The organism is Bacillus sp. FSL M7-0307, assembly GCF_038627835.1.
Taxonomy (GTDB): domain Bacteria; phylum Bacillota; class Bacilli; order Bacillales; family Bacillaceae; genus Bacillus; species Bacillus altitudinis.
The window spans coordinates 1603373-1625415 of record NZ_CP152023.1 but is presented as its reverse complement, the minus strand read 5'-3'; the positions used below and the strand labels follow the sequence as shown (position 1 = coordinate 1625415).

22 protein-coding genes are annotated in these 22043 nt (G+C 40.2%); 3 read left to right on the top strand and 19 right to left on the bottom strand.

Annotated features, from left to right (window positions below; all coding sequences use genetic code 11):
- Window positions 1-41: 41 nt before the first annotated feature.
- The gene (locus tag MHI41_RS08255) at window positions 42-1124 is read left to right on the top strand and encodes a serine hydrolase domain-containing protein (RefSeq protein ID WP_272511506.1); all 1083 of its coding nucleotides are present in this window, start codon (window positions 42-44) and stop codon (window positions 1122-1124) included.
- Here MHI41_RS08255 and MHI41_RS08250 read toward each other — a convergent pair.
- The 4 genes from MHI41_RS08250 to MHI41_RS08235 are packed head-to-tail and all read right to left on the bottom strand — an operon-like array spanning window position 1121 to window position 5073.
- Window positions 1121-2287: a hypothetical protein gene (locus tag MHI41_RS08250; RefSeq protein ID WP_057079544.1), complete on the bottom strand. Its 1167-nt coding sequence runs from the start codon at window positions 2285-2287 to the stop codon at window positions 1121-1123. The genes MHI41_RS08255 and MHI41_RS08250 overlap by 4 nt on opposite strands.
- A gap of 23 nt (window positions 2288-2310) precedes the next feature.
- Window positions 2311-3456 (bottom strand): nucleotidyltransferase family protein, encoded by a 1146-nt coding sequence (locus MHI41_RS08245; RefSeq protein ID WP_250026516.1) that lies wholly within the window; start codon window positions 3454-3456, stop codon window positions 2311-2313.
- A gap of 5 nt (window positions 3457-3461) precedes the next feature.
- A complete protein-coding gene (locus MHI41_RS08240; RefSeq protein ID WP_057079546.1) occupies window positions 3462-4040 on the bottom strand; it encodes a CYTH domain-containing protein in 579 nt (192 codons plus the stop codon).
- A gap of 19 nt (window positions 4041-4059) precedes the next feature.
- Window positions 4060-5073 (bottom strand): hypothetical protein, encoded by a 1014-nt coding sequence (locus MHI41_RS08235; RefSeq protein ID WP_250026517.1) that lies wholly within the window; start codon window positions 5071-5073, stop codon window positions 4060-4062.
- 101 nt (window positions 5074-5174) lie between these two features.
- On the opposite strand from MHI41_RS08235, the gene MHI41_RS08230 reads away from it, so the two are divergent.
- A complete protein-coding gene (locus MHI41_RS08230; protein WP_041507289.1) occupies window positions 5175-5435 on the top strand; it encodes a phosphopantetheine-binding protein in 261 nt (86 codons plus the stop codon).
- On the opposite strand, the gene MHI41_RS08225 is transcribed toward MHI41_RS08230, so the two are convergent.
- The 3 genes from MHI41_RS08225 to MHI41_RS08215 form a co-directional block, all read right to left on the bottom strand.
- Window positions 5422-7137, bottom strand: a complete 1716-nt coding sequence (locus MHI41_RS08225; protein ID WP_254001238.1) for an ABC transporter ATP-binding protein — start codon at window positions 7135-7137, stop codon at window positions 5422-5424. The genes MHI41_RS08230 and MHI41_RS08225 overlap by 14 nt on opposite strands.
- Complete coding sequence (locus tag MHI41_RS08220; RefSeq protein ID WP_254001237.1) at window positions 7134-8903, bottom strand: ABC transporter ATP-binding protein; 1770 nt, start codon at window positions 8901-8903, stop codon at window positions 7134-7136. The genes MHI41_RS08225 and MHI41_RS08220 overlap by 4 nt, the downstream gene beginning before the upstream one ends.
- 173 nt (window positions 8904-9076) lie before the next feature.
- The gene (locus MHI41_RS08215) at window positions 9077-9997 is read right to left on the bottom strand and encodes an aminoglycoside phosphotransferase family protein (RefSeq protein ID WP_065864798.1); all 921 of its coding nucleotides are present in this window, start codon (window positions 9995-9997) and stop codon (window positions 9077-9079) included.
- Window positions 9998-10167: 170 nt separating this feature from the next.
- On the opposite strand from MHI41_RS08215, the gene MHI41_RS08210 reads away from it, so the two are divergent.
- Window positions 10168-10431: an acyl carrier protein gene (locus MHI41_RS08210; RefSeq protein ID WP_052463354.1), complete on the top strand. Its 264-nt coding sequence runs from the start codon at window positions 10168-10170 to the stop codon at window positions 10429-10431.
- A 52-nt stretch (window positions 10432-10483) separates the two neighbouring features.
- Here the strand turns inward: MHI41_RS08210 and MHI41_RS08205 are convergent, their stop codons facing one another.
- The 12 genes from MHI41_RS08205 to nusA form a co-directional block, all read right to left on the bottom strand.
- A complete protein-coding gene (locus MHI41_RS08205; RefSeq protein ID WP_041090488.1) occupies window positions 10484-11716 on the bottom strand; it encodes a pitrilysin family protein in 1233 nt (410 codons plus the stop codon).
- Between the two features lie 33 nt (window positions 11717-11749).
- Window positions 11750-12643 carry a polysaccharide deacetylase family protein gene (locus MHI41_RS08200; RefSeq protein WP_234781057.1) on the bottom strand — a complete coding sequence of 298 codons (894 nt, stop codon included), beginning with the start codon at window positions 12641-12643 and terminating at the stop codon, window positions 11750-11752.
- Window positions 12644-12828: 185 nt separating this feature from the next.
- Entirely contained in the window at window positions 12829-14946 is a 2118-nt protein-coding gene (gene pnp, locus MHI41_RS08195; protein WP_007499522.1) for a polyribonucleotide nucleotidyltransferase, read from the bottom strand.
- A 183-nt stretch (window positions 14947-15129) separates the two neighbouring features.
- A complete protein-coding gene (rpsO, locus tag MHI41_RS08190; protein WP_008354438.1) occupies window positions 15130-15399 on the bottom strand; it encodes a 30S ribosomal protein S15 in 270 nt (89 codons plus the stop codon).
- A gap of 155 nt (window positions 15400-15554) precedes the next feature.
- Window positions 15555-16505 carry a bifunctional riboflavin kinase/FAD synthetase gene (ribF, locus tag MHI41_RS08185; protein ID WP_017367263.1) on the bottom strand — a complete coding sequence of 317 codons (951 nt, stop codon included), beginning with the start codon at window positions 16503-16505 and terminating at the stop codon, window positions 15555-15557.
- An 18-nt stretch (window positions 16506-16523) separates the two neighbouring features.
- Window positions 16524-17453 (bottom strand): tRNA pseudouridine(55) synthase TruB, encoded by a 930-nt coding sequence (truB, locus tag MHI41_RS08180; RefSeq protein ID WP_057079550.1) that lies wholly within the window; start codon window positions 17451-17453, stop codon window positions 16524-16526.
- 68 nt (window positions 17454-17521) lie between these two features.
- Complete coding sequence (gene rbfA / locus MHI41_RS08175; RefSeq protein ID WP_007499525.1) at window positions 17522-17872, bottom strand: 30S ribosome-binding factor RbfA; 351 nt, start codon at window positions 17870-17872, stop codon at window positions 17522-17524.
- Between the two features lie 17 nt (window positions 17873-17889).
- Window positions 17890-18168 (bottom strand): DUF503 domain-containing protein, encoded by a 279-nt coding sequence (locus MHI41_RS08170; RefSeq protein WP_017359071.1) that lies wholly within the window; start codon window positions 18166-18168, stop codon window positions 17890-17892.
- Complete coding sequence (infB, locus tag MHI41_RS08165) at window positions 18165-20285, bottom strand: translation initiation factor IF-2 (protein WP_007499526.1); 2121 nt, start codon at window positions 20283-20285, stop codon at window positions 18165-18167. Before infB ends, MHI41_RS08170 begins: the two co-directional genes overlap by 4 nt.
- A 19-nt stretch (window positions 20286-20304) precedes the next feature.
- Window positions 20305-20607, bottom strand: a complete 303-nt coding sequence (locus tag MHI41_RS08160; RefSeq protein ID WP_007499528.1) for a YlxQ family RNA-binding protein — start codon at window positions 20605-20607, stop codon at window positions 20305-20307.
- Entirely contained in the window at window positions 20600-20884 is a 285-nt protein-coding gene (locus tag MHI41_RS08155; RefSeq protein ID WP_008344742.1) for a YlxR family protein, read from the bottom strand. Before MHI41_RS08155 ends, MHI41_RS08160 begins: the two co-directional genes overlap by 8 nt.
- Window positions 20885-20899: 15 nt before the next feature.
- Window positions 20900-22015 carry a transcription termination factor NusA gene (nusA, locus tag MHI41_RS08150; protein WP_007499530.1) on the bottom strand — a complete coding sequence of 372 codons (1116 nt, stop codon included), beginning with the start codon at window positions 22013-22015 and terminating at the stop codon, window positions 20900-20902.
- Window positions 22016-22043 lie beyond the last annotated feature (28 nt).

Genomic DNA, 22043 nt, shown 5'->3' with positions numbered 1-22043 from the left:
TTGGTAATATATATATATTCTGTATGAAAGAGGTGTCTATTTTGATCAATGAATCGATCCTACAACGCTTGCAAGATACAACCACTGACATGAAGAAGTTATTGAATCAACATCAAATTCCTGGCTGCTCTATTTGTATTTCTCATGAAGATAAGCACGTTTGGTCGTGGCATGAGGGCCTAGCTGATATTGAAAGCGGCACCCCTGTTACAAAAGACACAACCTTTCGAATTGGTTCAGTGACTAAGCCTTTTACTGCAATGGTCATGATGAAAATACGAGAGGAAGGATTGATTCAACTCGATGAGCCTATTCATACTTACGAACCTTTACTTTCTTTCATAAAAAGTCACATGTCTGAACCAATTCCACTCACTTTCCGAATGATTGCCTCTCATATCTCAGGCCTGCCCAAAACACTCGATAAAGCAACTCATCTGCGAGATATGACATTAGCTCAGTGCATGGAAATACTGACTATTTTTACACCGCCTTGGTCTATCATCAATTATTCCAGTCTTGGCTATTCAATTTTAAGTAAAGTACTAGAAAAAGTGAGTCAACAGCCATTTAGAGAATTAGTGCATACCCACATACTAGAACCGCTCGATTTGCAGCAAACTGGATTTATTGAAACAGCATCCACGGCCAAAGGGTATACCCTTTCTTCCTCTGGTCTTTCCGGCATATCCTATCCAAGTGCTGAAACACCATCTTGGGAGGATGGTTCAAGCGGACTATTCTCTACAGCAGACGATTTGATTCGATTCATTCAAGCTCAATACGACGGAAACCGTCTGCTTCATCAGCATTCGCTAAAAGAAATGCAAAGCCCCGTTATGGTTGAAGAAGATTTCACTAGAGGTGTTGGTCTATCATGGTTTTTGAGACCTTTTAACGGATTCACCTTAGCTGAACATAGCGGAGAAATTAAAGGCTTCACCTCCTATATTGGCTTCATTCCAAAGCGTAAATTAGGTGTTTGCATTCTCTTAAACTCTGACGAAAGGCTCGCTCGGCCGATTGCCGACATGCTCTTTCAAATCATGCTGCCAGCAGATCACGAACAGATAAAAAAGCGTGAAGACCGGCTCAAACGAATGTTTAGACAATCGTCTCTTTAAATGGAACTCACTTTTTTGTTTAATAGATCTGGAATCGCGTCCTGGAGATACCGCGGATCACCCTCTAAATAAAAACATGGCATATTGAATAAATGATGGATCAGCTCAGATGCCTTTTGTTCAAGAAAGGTATCTGACACATGCCGAAGGCCGAGCCAGCCTTTTAAATAGTCAGGATCTTCTGGTTCTCTTATATTGGCGACCATGATATCTTTTGCTCTCTGATCATCGTTTTTTACTGGTACAAGCCTGATCTCACCTGAACCTATTTTGAGTGAAGGGAAAATCACCATATTTACTTTCGTAGAGCTCCGAATCGTTGTTCCTGTCATGTCAGCAGCTTCTTTTGGTGTAATTTCAAACTTACAGCCGCTCGCCCATTTTTCTTTTGCCTCTTCCTCTGTTGATATGGTTTCATCCCATATTCTTTTATCTTGAGACCGGCTGAATTTTTTGTTTTTCAGTTCCTGTATATTTGTTGTGGCTTGGACGGTTCCTACTCCAAGCGCCAAGCACATCGGCCATCCATACACAGTAAGCTCCTGATCTTCAAGCACTGAAATGGAACGATCGTTTGTGATAAAATCTGCTCCCCCATGATGCAAAAACTGCCACATAGTAGTTGACTTCCCGGCACCTTTATCGCCAATAATGAGCGCTCCTTTTTGGCCATCTTCAAAAGAGACAGCTGCTGCATGCGTAAAGCATCCACCTTGGTTTTCTAATGTTCTAAGGGCAATTTCTCGAACGATTCGCAGTGGACAGCGTATCGCAGATTCATTATTGTTTTTTCCAATCACAGCATAACGCCCTTTATTGACCGCCACACTGTGCGGCTCGTCACCTTCATGGGAGGCAAACAATACTTGATCGTCTAATTTCAATCGTTTGTAAGTAAACTTCCTTTTTGCTGTAATCGTTTCACCCTTTTGAAAGCACGCATTGCGAACGGACTGTTCAAGCTCAGGATCAATGATAAACCGTATATCAATCTGTGAAGGCATATCCCCCACACTGTCTGGTTCTTTCGGGATATAATGTTCGATATCTTCAATTGCCAGCGATTCGGTTGATAGAATGTTAAAATGAATACCTGCAAACACAAATGATTTTTCATAAGGAAAATCGTTCTTTGGCTTTTCAAAAAGCGCTTTTATCTCCATATAGAATCCTCCTCTTCATTTTGCTACTGCCTTTCAGGGAACAGCTGTACGACAGGCTCCTCTTCAAGCTCATCACGATTATCCAAGCTGAAAAAACGCTCAACAAAAGATTTCTTCCACATTTTCGAAGAACCGAAATCATTTTCTCCATAGGCTTCTAAGAACGATTGGTCACTCATGTCTAACTGCTGCAATTGATCGATATAGTTCGTTTGATACAATAAATCTACAAACGTAAACGTGTAAAAAAGTGCTTTCTCGGCCCCTAATTCCTTCGCTCTTGCTTGCAAAGCATGCCAATCAAGTTGGTTTTGCTCTTCAGCAAACTTGACGTACTCCCTTACATCGCAAAACTTAATCAAATTGAGATCTGCATGTAAATAGACATACTGTACATTTGTTGCTTCCTTGTATAAATGGAAAGCAAGATGAATGAGAAAATCTAAAGGTTCAAGCATATAAGTATCCGTTTGCAAAAATGACTTTTCTATAGCAGCATCTAGCAAGGCATTTGTAGCGTCGTAGTTTTTTTTCAGCTCAACATCGTATGAGAAATCAACACGGTGAACCTTCAAAAAGTCTTCTCCGCTTCGTTTAATATGTGAATAAAGATTCCCGGCATTCATTCTCCACATCATTTCTTCTTCTCGGGAAATCGGTATTTCTTGATCGGTTGCCCAGTCATATTTACCGATGATAAACCCTTCCTCCTTGAGCAATGAAGAAGCTCTTTTTCGATCATCTGGATGAATTAAGAAATCAATGTCTGACATCATTCGGAGTCCATAATCTTTGTAAACAAGAGGCGTTAAAATGGCTCCTTTGAGAGGGACTGCTTTCAGCTTTGCTTTTCGAAATGTTTGTAAGAGACGCTTTAATTCCTTGAATCTCTCCATATTTTTTTGACGATTCCCGATATAATGATAATGAAGTAAAAATTTGTAGGTTGTCGTGATTTTTTTTTCATCATCAAGGCGAATCAAATGAGGCGTCATCAGTTGAAGTACCTTATGTCTTGATGCAAGTCCAATCAATTGAGGTACATCGATGCCGTCTTTTAATAAATCTCTCATCAACTCTTCTTCTTTTTCATTTAATTGAATACGTGAGCCAAGTAATAGCAGCCTCTCTTCATTTGAGAGAGTGGATTGATCCAAAACAGCCCGCATGTTGATTACTCCTTCCCGTATAGTGATTTAAATCTAGTGATAAATCGAGAGCGTTTCCCTTTTCGATTGACTGGTATGTCCAAATCATCCGTTAGTCTATGAAACCATTGATCTGCCTCATATGCTTTTTCACTGTCATATTCAATTTCTAATTCATGATCTGTGATGCCAAGATAGCTGCTTTGATCCAAATCCACTTTGATGCCTGTCTCGATATAAAAGGTAGTTCGTTCAGTAACCAATAGTCCTAACAACTCTGGCTGTTCAGTCATTGTAAAAGGTAAAGACGTTACGATGTTCTGTACATCTAGTTTTTGCGGTAGATCCTCAATAGGAAATGACTTTTCTTCTCTTACTCTTTTATAACCAGACGTTTGACTGGGACATTTGATCTCAAGTGTTCGTTTGCCGCTGGTTTGACGGATCCGTACGGTATAGCCATATCGTTTTAATAAAAAATCTGAGGTGTCGTAATAGTAATTGAAGTTCATTAAATAAGTAGGTTTATGATGTTGACTTAACATGTTGTAGATGTGTTGAAAATCTGTTTGTGACAACAAATATTTATACTCCTGCTCAACCATGACTCACCTCCAAAACGTCTTACACGACCATATCGGATTGTTCAAGAAGCTCTTGAATGAGAAAGGTTCCTTTCTCTAAAGAAGTAAATGCCTGTTTTAATGAATAACAAGGGATCTTTTCCGCTAGATGTTTAAGAAATGGTTCTAGCTCTTCGGGTGTCGGTAATGTGAAATATGGTAAGAGGAACTCATTATGTCTTCCAGGATTGATGACTGCGTGCTCCTTTAGACGTTCCCCTGCTTCATGTGGACTGATTTTCGAAAGTGTGGCGCCCGTTTGCCCATGAGGTAAAAACTCAGGAAACACCATGACATCGATTTTCCCCATTGTTTTGACTTCACGTGAAAACCATTTTTCTAATTCCTCCGGATAGACGAAATGATAGTTCTTATCATCTTCATTAAATGGATGACTCGATGTTTGAAGTCTATATGGTGTTCCAAGCTTTTCAATGGCTTCAAAAGAATCTTTCCGAATACTCATAGATCTCGGCCAACCAGTTCCTTTGTACTCGTTGTTCGTATATGAAATCCCTATATCATCGTTTGTGATGTACGTTGCATCGGTTAAGGATAACAAGGATAAAATGGTGGATGTTTTGCCCGCTCTTGATCCGCCTACTAGTGCAATCCCTTTTTGATTCATCTCCATCATGCCGCCATGCAAATAGACAAGTCCATCCTGATAACACAAAAGGCGAAGCAGTACTCTTATTAAACGCAGTGCGTGTTGGGCTGTCCATCTGACATCTTTTGGTTCATCTATCACAACGACTTTCTTCTCTCCGTGATACAGGTAGCGGCAGCGAGGTTCCATCTTGGTTTGATAAAAGACTTCTTCAAGTGGCACTTCTGTTTGAATGTCTTGTGCATATTTGCTCGTTAAAATCGTCCAAACGTCTCCTTCAAGTCTGTCTGTTATTTTGCTGCACTCAACATAGGGATGTACTTTACTTATGACTAAATTCTGAACTGATTCATCTGCCCCTAATACCACACGAACATTATTTTTTTGATAGCTTACATATGACAATGAATGCCACCCCTTATGATAGATTGATAAAAACGATTGCAATTTTCTTCTTCATCCACCAAAATATAACACATATTAATCTTTTAGAAAGGAGCCACGACATGAATGAACTGACACGAACAGAAGTTGAAGAAAAAATTGTCCAACTTGTGATGAATAAGTTGTCGCTCACTGAGCAGCCAGGCCTTGATGATAGTTTAAAAGCTTTAGGATTAAATTCTGTCCAAATTGTCTCTTTTGTTATTTCATTAGAGGACACCTTTCACATTGCGTTTGAAGACGAAGAATTACACCCTGACCACTTCCGCACCTTAGATCGACTCTTTACTTTGGTCAAAACCAAACTGACTAAGACGCTGTGATGACCTGCGCCATAAATAAAGAGCGGTAATGCGAGGAGGCTTCCATCAGCTCCTCATGAGTACCGCAGCTTTGAACAGCACCGTCTTCAAGTACATAGATCATATCTGCATTTTGTATGGTCGATAATCTGTGTGCAATAACAAGCAAAGTGCTTCCCCCTTTTGCATCATCTATCCCTTTTTGAACCTGCCTTTCTGTCTGCCGGTCAAGGGCCGATGTCGCCTCATCTAATATCAGAAAATCAGCCTGTTTTAAAAGCGCTCTAGCGATAGCTAAACGCTGTCGTTGTCCCCCTGACAAGGAAATTCCCCTCTCTCCAATGACTGTATCAAATCCTTTTTCAAGTCCTTTAATGAAGGGAAGAATTTGTGCAATCTCACAAACCTGTTCAAGTTGTTCTTCAGTAATATCAGTTAATCCCATGATGAGATTGAGACGTATGGTGTCTGGGAAGAAATAGGGTTCTTGCGGGACAACGGCTACTCGTTTTAAGAAATGAGATGGCTCTATCTCTGATCGTTCAACGCCATTTACTAAAACGTTTCCGCTATCCGGTTGATAAAGTCCAAGTGCCAGCTTTGAGATAGTCGATTTCCCGCTACCGCTCGCTCCAACAATGGCCACTTTTTTTCCTTTTGGAATATGAAGATTCAAGTCGTTTAAAGCCCCTTTAGATGTTTGTTCATAAGAAAAACAAACATCTTCAAACACCACATCTTCCACAGAATGTATTCGCTTCGTTCCTTTTTCTTCGTTTTCTATTTGCAGTACATCTGCAATTCGATGAACAGATGCACGTTGGTGGAAAAATTCAAATACATACTGGAATAACTCCTGATAACTTTTCATTAATTGAGAAGCATATTGGTAAATGACGACAAATAAGCCGATTGACATGTTTCCTGCTGCTACTTGATATGTGCCAAACACAAGCACAGATAGTATTCCAAACCATTTCAATGGCTCTGTTAAAAATAGAAGCTTATTTTGAAACTTACCTTCTTTAATGACACGATCCATCATCTTGTTAAATAGCTTTTTATACAAACCGATTTCCCATTTGCGTCGATCAAATGCAACAACTTCTCTTGTAGAAGAAATTCCTTCTTCGACATGCACGAATAGATCTGACTTTCTCTCTTGCACTTCTTTTGCGATGTTTGTTGCCGTTTTCGCCATTTTTTTACCGACAATGAAATAACACGTGCTTGCAAAAAGAAGCAAGAAAAATAATACAGGACTCACAGATAGTAAAATGATCGATAAAACAACGGCCATAAAAATGGTTTGTACAATCTTCGGTATATGTAAAGCAGCTGTGACAGCGACTGTCTTTACATCTTGGTTAAGCTTGTGTAAATAATAACTAACTGGATGAATTTTATATGATCTCATCGATACTTGCTGAAGCTGATCTAACATCTTTTTCTGTAATGAATGGTGGATGGTAAGATAGTTTTTGTGCATCACATATGGGCTGGCGACAAACATGACAACATAGACAAGAAAAATAATGGCAAACAGCATCAAGATATAAGGGAATTGTTGATTGCCGCTATTCAAAAGGACATCGTCAATGAGCCACTTTTGCAGCCCGATCATGGCTAAATTAGCTGCCGCTTCAATCAAAACGAGTAAAAGAGCGAGGATGAGCATCCATTTTTGCTTTGTGATTAAAAGAAACAGCCAATTTTTCCTCATGTTACACCTGCCTCCTTTTCTGAGCGGTCAGACGCCAATTGATAAAAATGTCCCTTTTTTCTCATCAATTCATTAAATTGTCCAGTTTCTAACATACGACCGTCTTCTATCAAAATAATTCTGTCAAAATGTCTTACAGTAGATAAACGATGTGCGACTGCAATGACAGTAGATTCCTTAAATGTTTGATGTAATGCCTGCTGGACTTTTTGCTCGCTGACACTGTCAAGAGATGCTGTTGCTTCATCGAGTAATACAACACTTGGATTTTTAGCAAATAGCCGAGCAATCGCGATCTTTTGCTTTTGACCACCAGAAAGTTTTAATCCTCTTTCACCAAGTATGGTGTCGTATCCGTTTTCTAGTTCTCTTATAAATGAGTCGCAATCAGCTTTTTTAGCGGCTTCAATGATCTGTTGATCTGAAAGACTTGTATCTCCAAAACGAATATTGTCCTTTACACTCATATTAAATAAAAACGTTTCTTGAAAAACAAACCCCATCGCACCTCTTATTTGACTAGTAGGTAAACAGCGCAAATCAACTCCATCAAGTGTGATCATCCCAGATGAGGGATCATAAAAGCGTCCAATTAATTTAAGAAGCGATGTTTTCCCTCCACCGCTCGTACCGACAAGCGCCACTTTTTCACCACGTCGAATATGTAGATTCATCCCCTTTAATAAAGGAGGATGATTGGGATAATGAAAATCAACGTCATGAAACACGATATCGCCTTCGACTTGATCAAGTAGTATTGGATGATGTGGCTCTCTAATATCGGGTGTTTTTTTCATAAAATGATATAAAGGTTCAATTTGAAAGGTTAAGATTCGTTGTTCTGTTAGAAGTGTGACAATAGAAGTAAGCATATGCATTGCTGAAAAATAATATAGTATATATGCCACAAAACCGCCTGTCGTCAGCTGACCAGTATTTACAAGGGAGATGCCGAGAGCAAATGTAGCTAGAGCACCAATATAATAAGTGAGCCTGCGGTTGCTTCCTCGTAAGTAAGCGAAAAAAACATTTTTTTCATGATCTTGGCGGACCTGTTCATGCAGCTTTTGAATCCGCTCCATGTCCCAATTCATATAACCTAAAATTCTAAGCTCTTCCATTGAAGCAAGACTTTCGTATAATTTTGTTTGCAACGTGCGAAAACCTTCTGCACTTTGTCTTCCGTAGATCGTTGCCTTTTTTTCAAGCCAAGGGCCAAAGATATAGTAGAGAATAAAACTTGGAATAATGATGAGAGTGAGTAAGATAGAAATTTGTGTCATAAAGTATAGTGAGATGGCGATAAATAGTGTCTGATTGATAAATTGTGGGAAGTATCGTCTGTAAATTTCTTGTACAGCTCGTGTTTGTGTGTTAACAAAGGAGAGTGTTTCACTAACAGAATGTTGTTCGTAGTATGAGAAACCGAGTTGACGGATTTGCTGGAAGGCAGCAAATTGTGAATCTCTTGAGGCTTGTTCGATTAATTTTCTTTGCCATAAATTTCGTGCAGCTGTCAGTATAATACCAAGTGCTATCACGCCAGTCAGTCCTAACAATAATCCATTCATTTTAGAAAAGTCTTTTGCTGGCAAAATCGTTTCAATAAAATATTGAATAAATTTAGGTATAATGAGTTCGCTCAAGGTAATAACGAATCCACTCATAATGACTAGAATCACTTTACCTGTATAAGGCTTTAAAAATGAAAGTGTCCATAAATATACACGCCATAACTGCTTTGAATCTTTGTCGATTTGTTTCAATCCATCACCAGCCTTTTGCTCTTTTTCAACAAAAAACGGAATTTTTTTACAACTTTTTCGATCCTTGTTTGGATTATATAAAATGTTTCTACTTATGACAATGTGTAATTTGTATCATTATAACAGAAAAGGCAGTGACTTCCATCACCGCCTAATCGTCCTATATTTCACTGTTATCTAGTGATACGCGTATACCAATGAGGTTCTATTTGACGAAAATAATCATGATCTTTTAATACATTTTCTAGTCTTTCGATCATCTCATCCATTTGACCTGGATCAAATTTAATGACCCACATAATCGATGAAAAGATGCTCATTGCGACATATACAGAGTAAAGCTGCCAAAAATCAGCTGGTATTTCCCCATCAAAATACCCATTTATTTGACCAGCCGCAAATGCTTCACTTGTTTCTCTACTGAAAAGAGCTACTTTATAAAAATCATGAATGGGGTCTCCCCAATCAAAATTATTAAAATCAATAACGCCTGCATAGTTATTATTCTTTATAATAATATTCCCTAAATGAAAGTCATCGTGCTGAAATTGGTTAGGTCTTCCCTTCACCTTATCTATGTGCTGTGCGATAAACTGCGCAACTTTTTCATCCCCTTCTATGGAGATACCGCTTTCCCGATAAGCAGCTAAATATCGATGATGCTTTTTCACAACACGCTCTTCCCAAGGTTCGATGTGAGATGGCGCTGGGTATGTATGCATGTTTCGTAAATCCTGTCCTGCACTTACCCCGATCGCATACTGCTGTTCTTCTGTTAACTGACTCATGATTTCTTTTGCTTCTTGACCTTCTACAAACGATAAAATATAGTACACTTGCTGTGTTTCATCTAGAACACCCATTTTCACTGGTTTAGCACACTGAACACCGTGACGTCTTAATTGGGAAAGGAGCTCAAATTGCGTCTTTATTTTGTCATATTGGTCTTGATCTGTGAATCGAAGGACATACTTTTCACCTGATGACATCGTCACAACCCATTTTTCATCTCGAGAATAGCCTTTATCAATCTGGTCTATGGAGATCGCTTTTTTTAATAAGGGAATGTGCTGCACAAGGTCTGTTTTATTCATGGATTGATCCATCCTTCCCACTCTCTTTTCTTCTCACTCTACCAAATTTTTCATTTGAAGAGAATGATCAACAATTCCTATTTATATCGAAACTGCTTTACAATGTTTTTCCATTCTAATATAGTTAATTTATGTAAAGAATAGAAAATTTGTAAAGAGGAGCGTTGCAGATGAATGAAACGACGGATGCCCTTTCACTATCAAGTCAAGTAAAGGATTTGGTCCTGCGTTCTTTGGACGATGATAGCAAGATTTCTATTGGTGCAGATGAAGAGTTAACAAATCACGGTCTCGATTCAATTAAAGCAGTTTCACTCATTTTGGAATTAGAAGAGGTTTTTGATATTCAATTTGCAGATGAGGAACTATTGACAGAGCACTTTTCGACAATCAATAAAATTGTTCATCAGCTGCAAAACAAGTTAGCTGATTAATCTTTAGGCATGAAAAAAAGGCATCTCTTTAAAAAGACATGCCTTTTTTTGTTTAAGCAGAAGGTACATCACCCGTTGGACTAATAAGCGAGAGAGCATAATCTTCTGTAAAGATTCTTTTCGATAAATTATTCACGCCGTCTAATGAGACGCGATTGATTTCATCAATAATTTCATCAAGCGTACGATGTTTGCCAAGGAGTAATTCATTTTTACCATTTCGGCTCATCTTGCTGTTTGTGCTTTCAAGACTGAGCATGAGGTTGCCTTTCATTTGCTCCTTAGAGTTTTCAAGTTCTTTCTGCGTAATTCCCTCACGTTTTAAGACGTCTAATGTTTGTAAGATGGTTTCAGATAGCAGGTTCAGCTGCTTCGCTCCAGTTCCACCATAGATCGTCAGCATTCCGTTATCTGCAAATGAACTATGATAGCTGAATACAGAATACGCAAGTCCTTTATCTTCTCTTACGTCTTGGAACAACCGGCTGCTCATGCTACCGCCTAGAACATTATTTAAGACGATTAAGTCATAGATGCCCTGATCTCCAGCAGGAAGTCCGTTAAAGCCCATGCAAAGGTGCGCCTGTTCTGTTTCCTTTTTGCGTGTCAGTTTGTCATAGTGGAATTGCGGGGCTTCGACCGGCTGCTTTTTCCCCTTTCCTTCATACGAGCCAAATAATGTTTCTACCTCACGAATGAAGGTGTCATCGACGTTCCCTGCAACAGAGATGACGACGCGATCCGGCGTATAGAATTCATCCATATATTTTCTAAGGGAATCACCGTTAAAAGTAGAGAGTGTTTCCTCTGTCCCTAAAATCGGATAACCTAATGAATGATCACCGTAAATGGCTTTACTTAACAAATCATGAACGATATCATCAGGAGTATCTTCATACATTTTAATTTCTTCATAGACCACATTTTTTTCTTTCTTCAGCTCTTCTTCGTCAAAAGCAGAGTTGAAAAACATGTCACTCAATACATCGAGGGCATACCCAGCATGTGAATCAAGTACCTTTGCATAATAGCAAGTATATTCTTTTGACGTAAAGGCATTCACTTGACCACCAATGCGGTCAAAGGATTCTGCGATATCACGTGCAGATCTCGTCTTTGTTCCTTTAAAGAACATATGCTCTAAAAAGTGTGAGATCCCATTTACTTCTGGTGTCTCATGTCTAGAACCTGTTCCAATCCAGACGCCAATTGCGACAGACCTTACAGTGGGATTGTTTTCAAGTACAATTCTTACTCCGTTTTGGCATGTATACGTTTTGACCAAGTTTTGCTCCTCCTATTCAACAAACAGATCGCATCACGGGTGTCTTTTTTCACTTAGGAGGTCAGAAACCGTTCCTAGTTCATATCCTCTTTCTTTGATTTGAGTGATAAGTGCGTCAAGACTTCTCGCTGTTGCGTCTGTTGGATGCATTAATATCATCGCCCCATTGTGAATTTTCCCAAGCACTCGTTTTTGTAATACAGCTGGTGATGGTTTTTGCCAGTCGATCGTGTCTACTGTCCACATAATGGTTTCCATTCCTTCTTGTTTCGCAAGCTTTACTGTTTCTTCTTTAAAGCTGCCGCTTGGAGGCGCAAACCATATCGGTTTTTTCCCAAGGGATTCTTCAATTTGGCGATTTGTTTTAATCATCTGCTCTAATGCTCGTTCTCTTGTCAGTGTGCGCATATCCGGGTGATTGTATGAATGATTTCCAATTTCATGACCATCTGCCACGATTTTTTTAGCAAGATCTGAACTGTTTTTCACCCATTTGCCTTCTAAGAAAAAGGTTGCCTTCACTTGATGCTTTTCTAGTGTATTCAACATCTTTGTTAAATGCTCGTCGCCCCAAGCTACATTGATCAGGAATGCATTCATCTTTTTGTCTGGATGTCCCTTATAGATAGGTTCAGCACCAAGTTCATGTAAATGGACAGATGGTTTTGTTTCTTTAAAAACAAGCAGCTTTTCATCGAAAGAACCCTGTTTTTTCATTTTTTCGTAAGAAGCATCGATATCGACTGTCTGTCCATTTAAACCAGGCATCTTTTTCCACACTTTATCAATCTTAGCATTTTGCGGCTTCTCTTCATAGTCAGAAGACTTCGATTCGATCTCTTGATACAGAATATCTTTTGAAACAGATGCTACCTCGGCGTGCTCTTTCATTGAATTCATATATGTAACAGCAGCCGGCTGCTTCATCGTTTGATATGACACGAGCAGTAAAAATACAAACACAAAGAATGGTATCGTTTTTTTCAATGGTTGTCCCTCCCCTTTATCACAAATTATGATGGGGAGAAACAAGCTAGAACTATTGTTACGCGCAAGAAAAGAAAGAAGCCTGGCACGGATACCTGGCTTCTAACACATTTTATTTGTTCTCATTAAGACTGCTTTTCTTCTTTTTCTTTTTCTTCACGTAAAACAGCTTTACGAGAAAGGTTCACACGGCCTTGTTTATCGATCTCAGTGACTTTGACGAGTAGTTCGTCACCAATCTTCACGACATCTTCTACTTTGCCAACACGTTCAAGTGCAAGCTCAGAAATATGAACAAGTCCATCTTTGCCGCTGAAGATTTCGAGGAAGGCACCGAATTTTTCAATTCGTTTTACTTTACCTAGGTAAAGTTGACCAACTTCAACTTCTCTGACAAGATCTTCTATGATTTTCTTCGCTTTTTGGTTCATGTCTTCTTCAGTAGAAGAGATAAAGATTGTACCGTCTTGTTCAATATCAATTTTCACACCGGTATCTTCAATAATTTTATTGATTTGTTTACCGCTTGGTCCAATGACATCGCGAATTTTATCTGGATTGATTGTCATCGTTAAGATTTTTGGTGCATAACGTGACAATTCTCCTCTAGAAGCTGGAATCGTTGACAGCATGCTATCTAAAATTTCCATTCTTCCTTTTTTCGCTTGTTGAAGTGCTTCTTCTAAAATGTCTTTTGATAGACCATCGATTTTAATGTCCATTTGAAGCGCTGTTACACCTTTAGATGTACCTGCTACTTTAAAGTCCATATCTCCAAGCGCATCTTCCATTCCTTGAATGTCTGTCAGCACTGTGTAGTATTCACCAGATTTAACAAGTCCCATTGCAATCCCTGCAACTGGTGCTTTAATTGGAACACCTGCATCCATCATCGCAAGTGTACTCGCACAAATACTTGCTTGTGAAGTAGAACCGTTTGATTCTAACACCTCAGACACAAGGCGAACCGTATAAGGGAAATCTTTTTCAGATGGAATGACTGGCTCTAATGCACGTTCGCCTAGCGCACCATGTCCAATCTCACGACGGCCTGGACCACGCATTGGCCCGGTCTCACCAACACTGAATTGTGGGAAGTTATAATGGTGCATGAATCGCTTAGACTCTTCAACACCAAGACCATCAAGAATCTGTACATCACCAAGTGCACCTAATGTACAAATACTGAGTGCCTGTGTTTGGCCTCTTGTAAACAATCCTGAACCGTGCGTTCTTGGAAGAAGTCCTACTTCTGAAGAAAGTGGACGGATTTGATCGACACCGCGTCCATCTGGACGTACTTTCTCTTCAGTAATAAGGCGGCGAACTTCGTTTTTCACAAGCTTGTTTAAGACATCCTTCGCTTGTTTAATCGTTGCTTCGTCACGCTCTTCTTCTTCAAATTTTTGAACGACAGCTTTTTTCACAGCACTGATGGCATCTTCACGAGCATGCTTCTCATGTACTTGAATCGCTTTCAGTAGATCCGCTTCAGCAAGTTGTTTTACTTCCTCTGCTAATGCTTGATCGACTTCATATAAAGGAATATCGATTTTTTCTTTACCGACAGCTTTCACAATTTCTTCTTGGAATTCGATTAAGCGTTTGATCTCTTGATGGCCGTACATGATGGCTTCAAGCATCGTTTCTTCTGGTACTTCATCAGCACCAGCCTCTACCATGTTGATTGCATCTTTTGTTCCAGCTACAACAAGGTTGATATCGCTTTGTTCAAGCTGCTCAACGTTTGGGTTGATGATGAGCTTTCCATCTACTCGTCCTACTGTCACGCCAGCGATTGGTCCCTCAAATGGAATGTCAGACACACATAAAGCTAAAGATGAGCCAAACATTGCAGCCATTTCAGATGAACAATCTTGATCCACACTCATGACAATACTAATGACTTGTACTTCATTTCTAAATCCGTCTGCAAATAGTGGACGGATCGGTCTGTCAATTAAGCGGCTCGCAAGGATTGCTTTTTCACTTGGGCGGCCTTCTCTTTTAATGAAACCACCAGGAATTTTACCAACTGCATATAATCTTTCTTCGTAGTTTACAGTGAGCGGGAAAAAATCAAGTGGTTTTGGTTCTTTAGAAGCTGTTGCTGAGCTAAGCACAGCCGTATCTCCGTAGCGTACGAGAACTGCTCCGTTTGCTTGCTTTGCAAGCTGGCCAGTTTCAACTGTCAGTTGACGTCCAGCCCAGTCTATGGTGAAGACTTGTTTCTCTTGTCCCATTCTGAGATAAACTCCTCTCTTGTCGTAAAGTTTTTAGGTTATTTCTTATTATGAACAAAATGATTTTCACATATCAATGTGAAAGCTGTATGTAGAAGGGTTTTTGCCATTCTTTCAACATTTTAACCATAAAATATTAGTGATTATACGATAAAAAAGCGGGAATCCTCCCGCTTTTTACGATTATCGACGTAAGCCTAGTTTGTTAATTAACTCACGGTAACGAGTTACGTCTTTATTACGTAGATACGTAAGAAGATTACGACGTCTACCTACCATTTTCAAAAGACCGCGACGTGAGTGGTGATCTTTCTTATGAGTACGTAAATGCTCGTTCAAGTTGTTAATTGATTCTGTTAGGACAGCGATCTGAACTTCTGGAGATCCAGTATCAGATTCGTGTGTTTTGAACTCATTAATTAATTGAGTTTTACGCTCTTGAGTAATAGCCATCCTGTTTCACCTCCAAATCATGTTAGCCCCATCTACCTCGCAACCGTCGGTGAAGTCGGCCTGCCAAGTAAGTGGTTTTAAAGCTACAGGAATTATCATACTAAAAATATGCCGATTTTGCAAATGATAGAGCGGTTTTTCTGCGATTTTTTTGTTTAATGAAGATGATCTTGAAAAAACTGAATCGCTTCTTCTTTATCTTGACTAATTTGAGCCGTTAATTCTTGGATACCGTTAAATTTTTGTTCACTGCGAATCCGTTTGTACCACTGTAATTTAATCGGTTCACCATAAATTTCTTCGTTAAAATCAAAAAGGTTCACTTCAATGGCAGGCTGATCAGGACGTTTTTCATAAAATGTTGGTTTGTAGCCAACGTTACAAACACCGTCATACACCTTGCCTTTCACTTCTGCTCTCACTGCATATACGCCTGTTGGCGGGATGATGTATTCAGCAGACAAACCAACATTGGCGGTTGGAAAGCCAATCGTGCGTCCTCGTTTATCTCCATGAATCACAATGCCGCGCAGCTGATAGGGTTTCCCTAAAAGCTCACTCACATATTCAACGTCTCCATTTTTCAATGCGGAACGTATAAGGGTCGAGCTGACTTTCCGGTCTTGGTTGGAAAGCTTAGGTACAATGGTCGCAGAAATCCGCCCTTTCCCGTATTCGTCAAACGTTTCCATTGTGCCTGCGCCAAACCGGCCGAATGTAAAATCGAAACCAGCGACTGCATGCTTCACATTCAGTTCGTCCAAATATTGATCGACAAACTCTTGAGGAGACAGTGCTGCAAAGCTTTCGCTGAATTGCACAATGTATAAGTAGTCAGCACCTAATTGTTCGATAAAATCAATCTTATCCTCAAGCGGTGTGATTAAGTCTTTTGGTTCACGTGCTTTTTGCAGAACATGTGATGGATGCGGATGAAAAGTCATGACAGCTAGAGCTAAACCCTCTTTTTCCGCAATGTTTTTCGCTGCCTCAATCACTTTTTGGTGTCCGAGGTGAACACCGTCAAAATACCCTAAAGCCATCACAGACGGGACTTGATCCTTTTGATTCAATGTATGTGGGTGTGAAATATGTATAGTCTTCACGAGATGGTCACCTTTTCTTTAAGATTGCTTGTCCTGTGATAAAATCTTCGCCGGCTTCATCAGGTTCTGTTTGGTCGGGTGCTTCATATAAATCGCCATACAACGGCCTGAAGGAGCAAAGACAGCGACACGATCTTCCTCTGCAAAATGAGCAAATTCATCAGGCATAGGTAGGACTGCACCGTTTTCCACTTTACTTGCTAATGTATCATTTATCTCCCATTTCGGCAAATGATTGAGCGCACGCTCGATCGGCACAAGATGTTCCTCAACCGTTCCTTTCTCGCTGATCTCCCGCAGCTCATCAAGAGTGATACATTCATCTAACGTAAAGTCACCAGAACCAATGCGAATGAGGTGAGACATGTGGGCTGGAAACCCAAGTTTTTTTCCAATATCGACGGCTAACGTTCTCACATATGTGCCTTTTGAACACAGTACGGTGAATCTAAAGGATACCTTTCCATTTTCAAATGTGACAGGTGTTGTCCGCTCGATGTGATGGATTGTAATTTCACGGCTTGGACGTTCAATTTCAATGCCTTGCCTTGCATATTCATAGAGCTTTTTTCCGCCAATTTTTACAGCAGAAAACATGGGGGGTATCTGTTCAATGGTTCCTTCAAATTGTTTCAGCGCAGCATCAATGTCATCTTCTGACATCGGTTCTGACACTTTTTTTTCTTCTACTACTTCACCTGTTTGGTCTTCTGTCGTTGTAGAAAATCCAATGGTGATTTCCGCATCATACGTTTTCGATTTATCTGTTAAGTACTCCACAATTTTTGTCGCTCGTCCAATACAAATAGGCAGAACACCTGAAACCTCTGGATCGAGTGTCCCTGTATGTCCCACTTTTTTTGTGTGTAAAATCTTTCTCACTTTAAACACACAGTCGTGAGAGGTCATGCCTCTTTCTTTATGTAATAAAAGAACACCGTTTTGCACCTGCGTTCTCTCCTTTCATAAACGATGAAAAAGGACAGACGATCATCGCCTATCCTTATTCCAACGTCTTATTCGTGATCTTTTGTGTTTAGTTCAGCAATCAGGCTTTCAATTCGGTTACCGTAATCTACAGATTCGTCGAATTCAAAGTGAAGTTCTGGTGTTTTGCGAAGTCTAATTCGATTGCCAATTTCAGAGCGGATATACCCTTTCGCCTTTGCAAGACCTTTTAGGGTTTCCTCTCTTTTCTTCTCGTCGCCAAGAACAGAAATGTAGACTTTGGCAATTTGCAAATCACCGGATACTTCAACATCCGTTACAGTCAAAAAGCCGATTCTTGGATCTTTTAGCTTTCTGCCAAGGATGTCGCCTAATTCTTTTTTCATTTGCTCACCCACACGGGTTGCTCTCATACTCATGATCTTATCACCTCTAATTAAAACCACTCAGTTTTCGTGATCGTTCGTTCAATTTCCGGAAAAGAATCAATAAAGCTTAACACACGCTGAAGTTCCTTTTCCACTTGAACCCGGGAGGAGGAAATGACGGCGATTCCGATCGAAGTACGCTGCCATGTATCCTGATAGTCCATTTCAGCAATGGTCACATTGAATTTATGGCGCGTTCTTGTCATGATACGCTGCAGAACCGCACGTTTTTCCTTCAGTGAGGATGCATCATAGATCATACACTCACACTCGGTATAACCGATCATTTTCTTTCGATTTCTTGCATAACGAATGATTCCATGACATCACCTTCACGGATATCATTGTATTTCTTAATGGTAATACCACATTCATAACCTTGTGAAACTTCTTTCACATCGTCTTTGAATCGTTTTAATACGTCGACTTCACCTTCAAAGATGACGACGCCATCACGAATTAAGCGGATACCACTGTCTCTAGTAATGGTACCTTCAGTGACATAGCCACCAGCAATTGTACCGATTTTTGATACTTTAAACGTTTGACGAACTTCAACTTGACCGATGACTTTTTCTTCATATTCAGGGTCAAGCATCCCTTTCATCGCAGCTTCAATTTCATCGATGACTTTGTAGATGATGCGGTGTAAGCGGATATCTACGTTTTCTGTTTCAGCTGTGCTCTTCGCATTGCCATCAGGACGTACGTTAAATCCGATCACAATCGCATTAGAAGCACTTGCTAAAATGATATCAGATTCTGTAATCGCTCCAACACCCGTATGGATAATTTTCACTTTTACGCCTTCTACTTCAATTTTTTGAAGAGCTGCCGTCAGTGCTTCAGCAGAACCTTGTACGTCTGCTTTTACGATTAAGTTGATATCTTTCACATCACCTTGTTTGATTTGCTCAAATAGGTCATCGAGAGATAATTTCGCTTTGTCTGAACGCTGTTCATCAAGTTGTTTAGACGCGCGCGCCTCACCGACTTGACGAGCTGTTTTTTCATCTTTGAATACGAGGAACTGATCCCCTGCATGCGGTACATCATTTAAACCAGTGATTTCAACAGGTGTAGATGGTCCTGCTGTTTTCACGCGGCGTCCGATGTCATTGACCATTGCACGTACACGGCCAAATGTATTTCCGACAACGATTGGGTCACCTACTTGAAGTGTACCAGTTTGAACGAGAAGGGTTGCAACAGAACCTCTTCCTTTATCAAGCTCAGCCTCGATCACAGTTCCTTTTGCCGCACGATTTGGGTTGGCTTTTAGTTCTGCTACTTCGCTGACAAGAAGGATCATTTCGATCAATTCGTCAATGCCTTCACCTGTTTTTGCAGATAAAGGAACGAAAATGGTTTCGCCGCCCCAAGCCTCAGGTACAAGACCATGCTCAGTTAATTCCTGCATCACGCGGTCAGGGTTCGCTGTTGGTTTGTCAATTTTATTGACAGCCACAATGATTGGCACCTCTGCCGCTTTTGCGTGGTTGATCGCTTCAATCGTTTGCGGCATGACACCGTCATCTGCTGCAACGACCAAGATCGTCGTATCTGTTACTTCAGCACCGCGTGCTCGCATCGTAGTGAAAGCTGCGTGTCCTGGTGTATCAAGGAACGTGATTTTCTTACCGTTTTCTTCAATTTGGTATGCACCAATATGCTGCGTAATTCCACCCGCTTCGCCTTCAACAACTTTCGTTTTACGAATGCTGTCAAGAAGCGTTGTTTTCCCGTGGTCAACGTGTCCCATGATCGTTACTACTGGAGGGCGTACTTGCATATCTTCTTCTTTATCTTCAACTTCATACTTTTCAAGTTCAGTTTCTTCTAAAATGATCACTTCTTCTACTGGAACACCATATTCAGAAGCAATTAATTCGACTGTATCTTTGTCGAGCTCTTGGTTGATCGTAGCCATGACACCAAGCATCATCAGTTTTTTGATGATTTCAGCAGTTTCTTTGCCAAGCTCGTCAGCAAGCTGGCCGACTGTCATTGAATTTGTAAATTCAATTTTTTCAGGAAGCTCTTTTTTCGGCTTCACAGGTCTTGCTTGCTGATGCTGCGCCTTGTTGTTGCCGCCGCGTTTATTTTTGTTTTTGTTTTGGTTGTTGTTTTTTTTGTTTTTATTAAATTGATTATTCTGCACGTCATTCTTCTTTCTATCATTGTTTTTGTTAGATGATTGTTTTTTTTGTTCTGCGGGTTTCTCGTTAGCTGTCTCTTTTGCTTTGGCTTTTTTATAGATAGCGTCTAGCTTTTTCACAGTGTCGTCTTCAAGCGTCGCCATGTGGTTGTTCACTTCCACGTTCATATCCTTAAGCGCTGCTATAATATCTTTACTTGAAACATCTATGGCTTTTGCGTATTCATATACTCTCACTTTAGCCATTCGTTCACCCCCAAATAAATTAATCGAGCAAGCTTATGAGCTTCTTAGCGAAGCCTTGGTCAGTGACAGCGACAACTACGCGAGCTTCCTTCCCTATAGAACGTCCGAGAACGGAACGGTCTTCAACTTTTCTAACCGGAACATTGTAAAATTTGCATTTGTCAGATACCTTTTTCTCTGTGTTGGATGAGGCATCTGCTGCAAGAAGAACCAGCTTAGCACGCGCATGTCTAATTTCTTTGATCACCAGATCTTCTCCTGACACGACTTTACGAGCTCGATTTGCTAGACCAAGCAAAGGATACCATTCAGATTCAGTCATTAGGTTTTTTCACCTTTTCAGCTAGTTCTAGTAATTCTTCAAAAATGTGTTCGTCAATCTGTGTCTGAAATTGCTGCTGTAAACTACGTTTGTTCTTCGCCGCAAGAATGGTTTCTTTATCGAGAGATAGGTAAGCGCCGCGCCCGTTCATTTTTCCGGTTGCGTCAACAGACACTTCACCTTCTTTTGAACGAACAACGCGAATCAGTTCTTTCTTTGGTTTCATTTCTCCCGTCACGACGCATTTTCTAAGCGGGATTTTTTTTCGGCTTTTCACCTTTTATATCACCTCTTATTCGTCAGATTCCTCAGCTACTGGTTCAGCCTCTAAGAAAAGAGATTCAGAGTCTTCAGTTCTTGGGAAAATACCGAGTTCTCTTGCATCTGTTTCGCTTTTAATGTCAATCTTCCAGCTCGTTAATTTCGCTGCTAGACGCGCATTTTGACCTCTTTTACCAATGGCTAATGACAGCTGATAATCAGGGACAATGACAGTTGTCGCTTTATCTTCTTCATTTACAATGACATCAAGAACTTTTGATGGACTTAACGCATTGGCAACAAATTCAACAGGGTCATTCGACCAATGAACAATGTCAATTTTTTCGCCTTTCAGCTCATTGACAATTGCTTGTACACGCTGACCTTTAGGTCCTACACAAGAACCAACTGGATCAACATCAGGATCATCTGTACGAACAGATATTTTAGAACGGTCCCCTGCTTCTCTAGCGACAGATTTAAGCTCTACAGTACCATCATAAATTTCTGGCACTTCGATTTCAAATAAACGCTTTAAAAGACCTGGGTGTGTTCTTGATACATAAATTTGTGGTCCTTTTGTTGTTTTTTCTACTTTCGTAATGAACACTTTAATGCGGTCATGTGGTTTGTAGTCCTCATTTGGCATTTGTTCGTTTACCGGAAGAAGGGCTTCGATTTTGCCAAGTGACACGTAAATGAATTTACTGTCAATTCGCTGAACGATTCCCGTCATGATGTCTTCCTCACGATCGATAAACTCAGTGTAAATCACACCTCGCTCTGCTTCTCTCACTCGCTGCGTCACGACTTGTTTCGCTGTCTGAGCTGCAATGCGTCCGAAATCTTTTGGTGTGACTTCAATTTCAACCACGTCACCAACCATGTAATTCGGGTTGATATTTGCTGCATCATCTACAGAGATTTCAAGGCGAGAATCATACACTTCATCTACAACATCTTTTCTTGCGAATACGCGAATCGTTCCCGTTTCACGGTTTAAATCAACACGCACATTTTGTGCTTGATTAAAATTACGCTTGTATGCAGAAATGAGTGCAGCTTCTATCGCTTCAATAATAATTTCTTTACTAATGCCCTTCTCTTTCTCAAGAACAGTCAGGGCATCTAACAACTCACTACTCATTTTTATGGTTCCCCCTTATATCAATGAA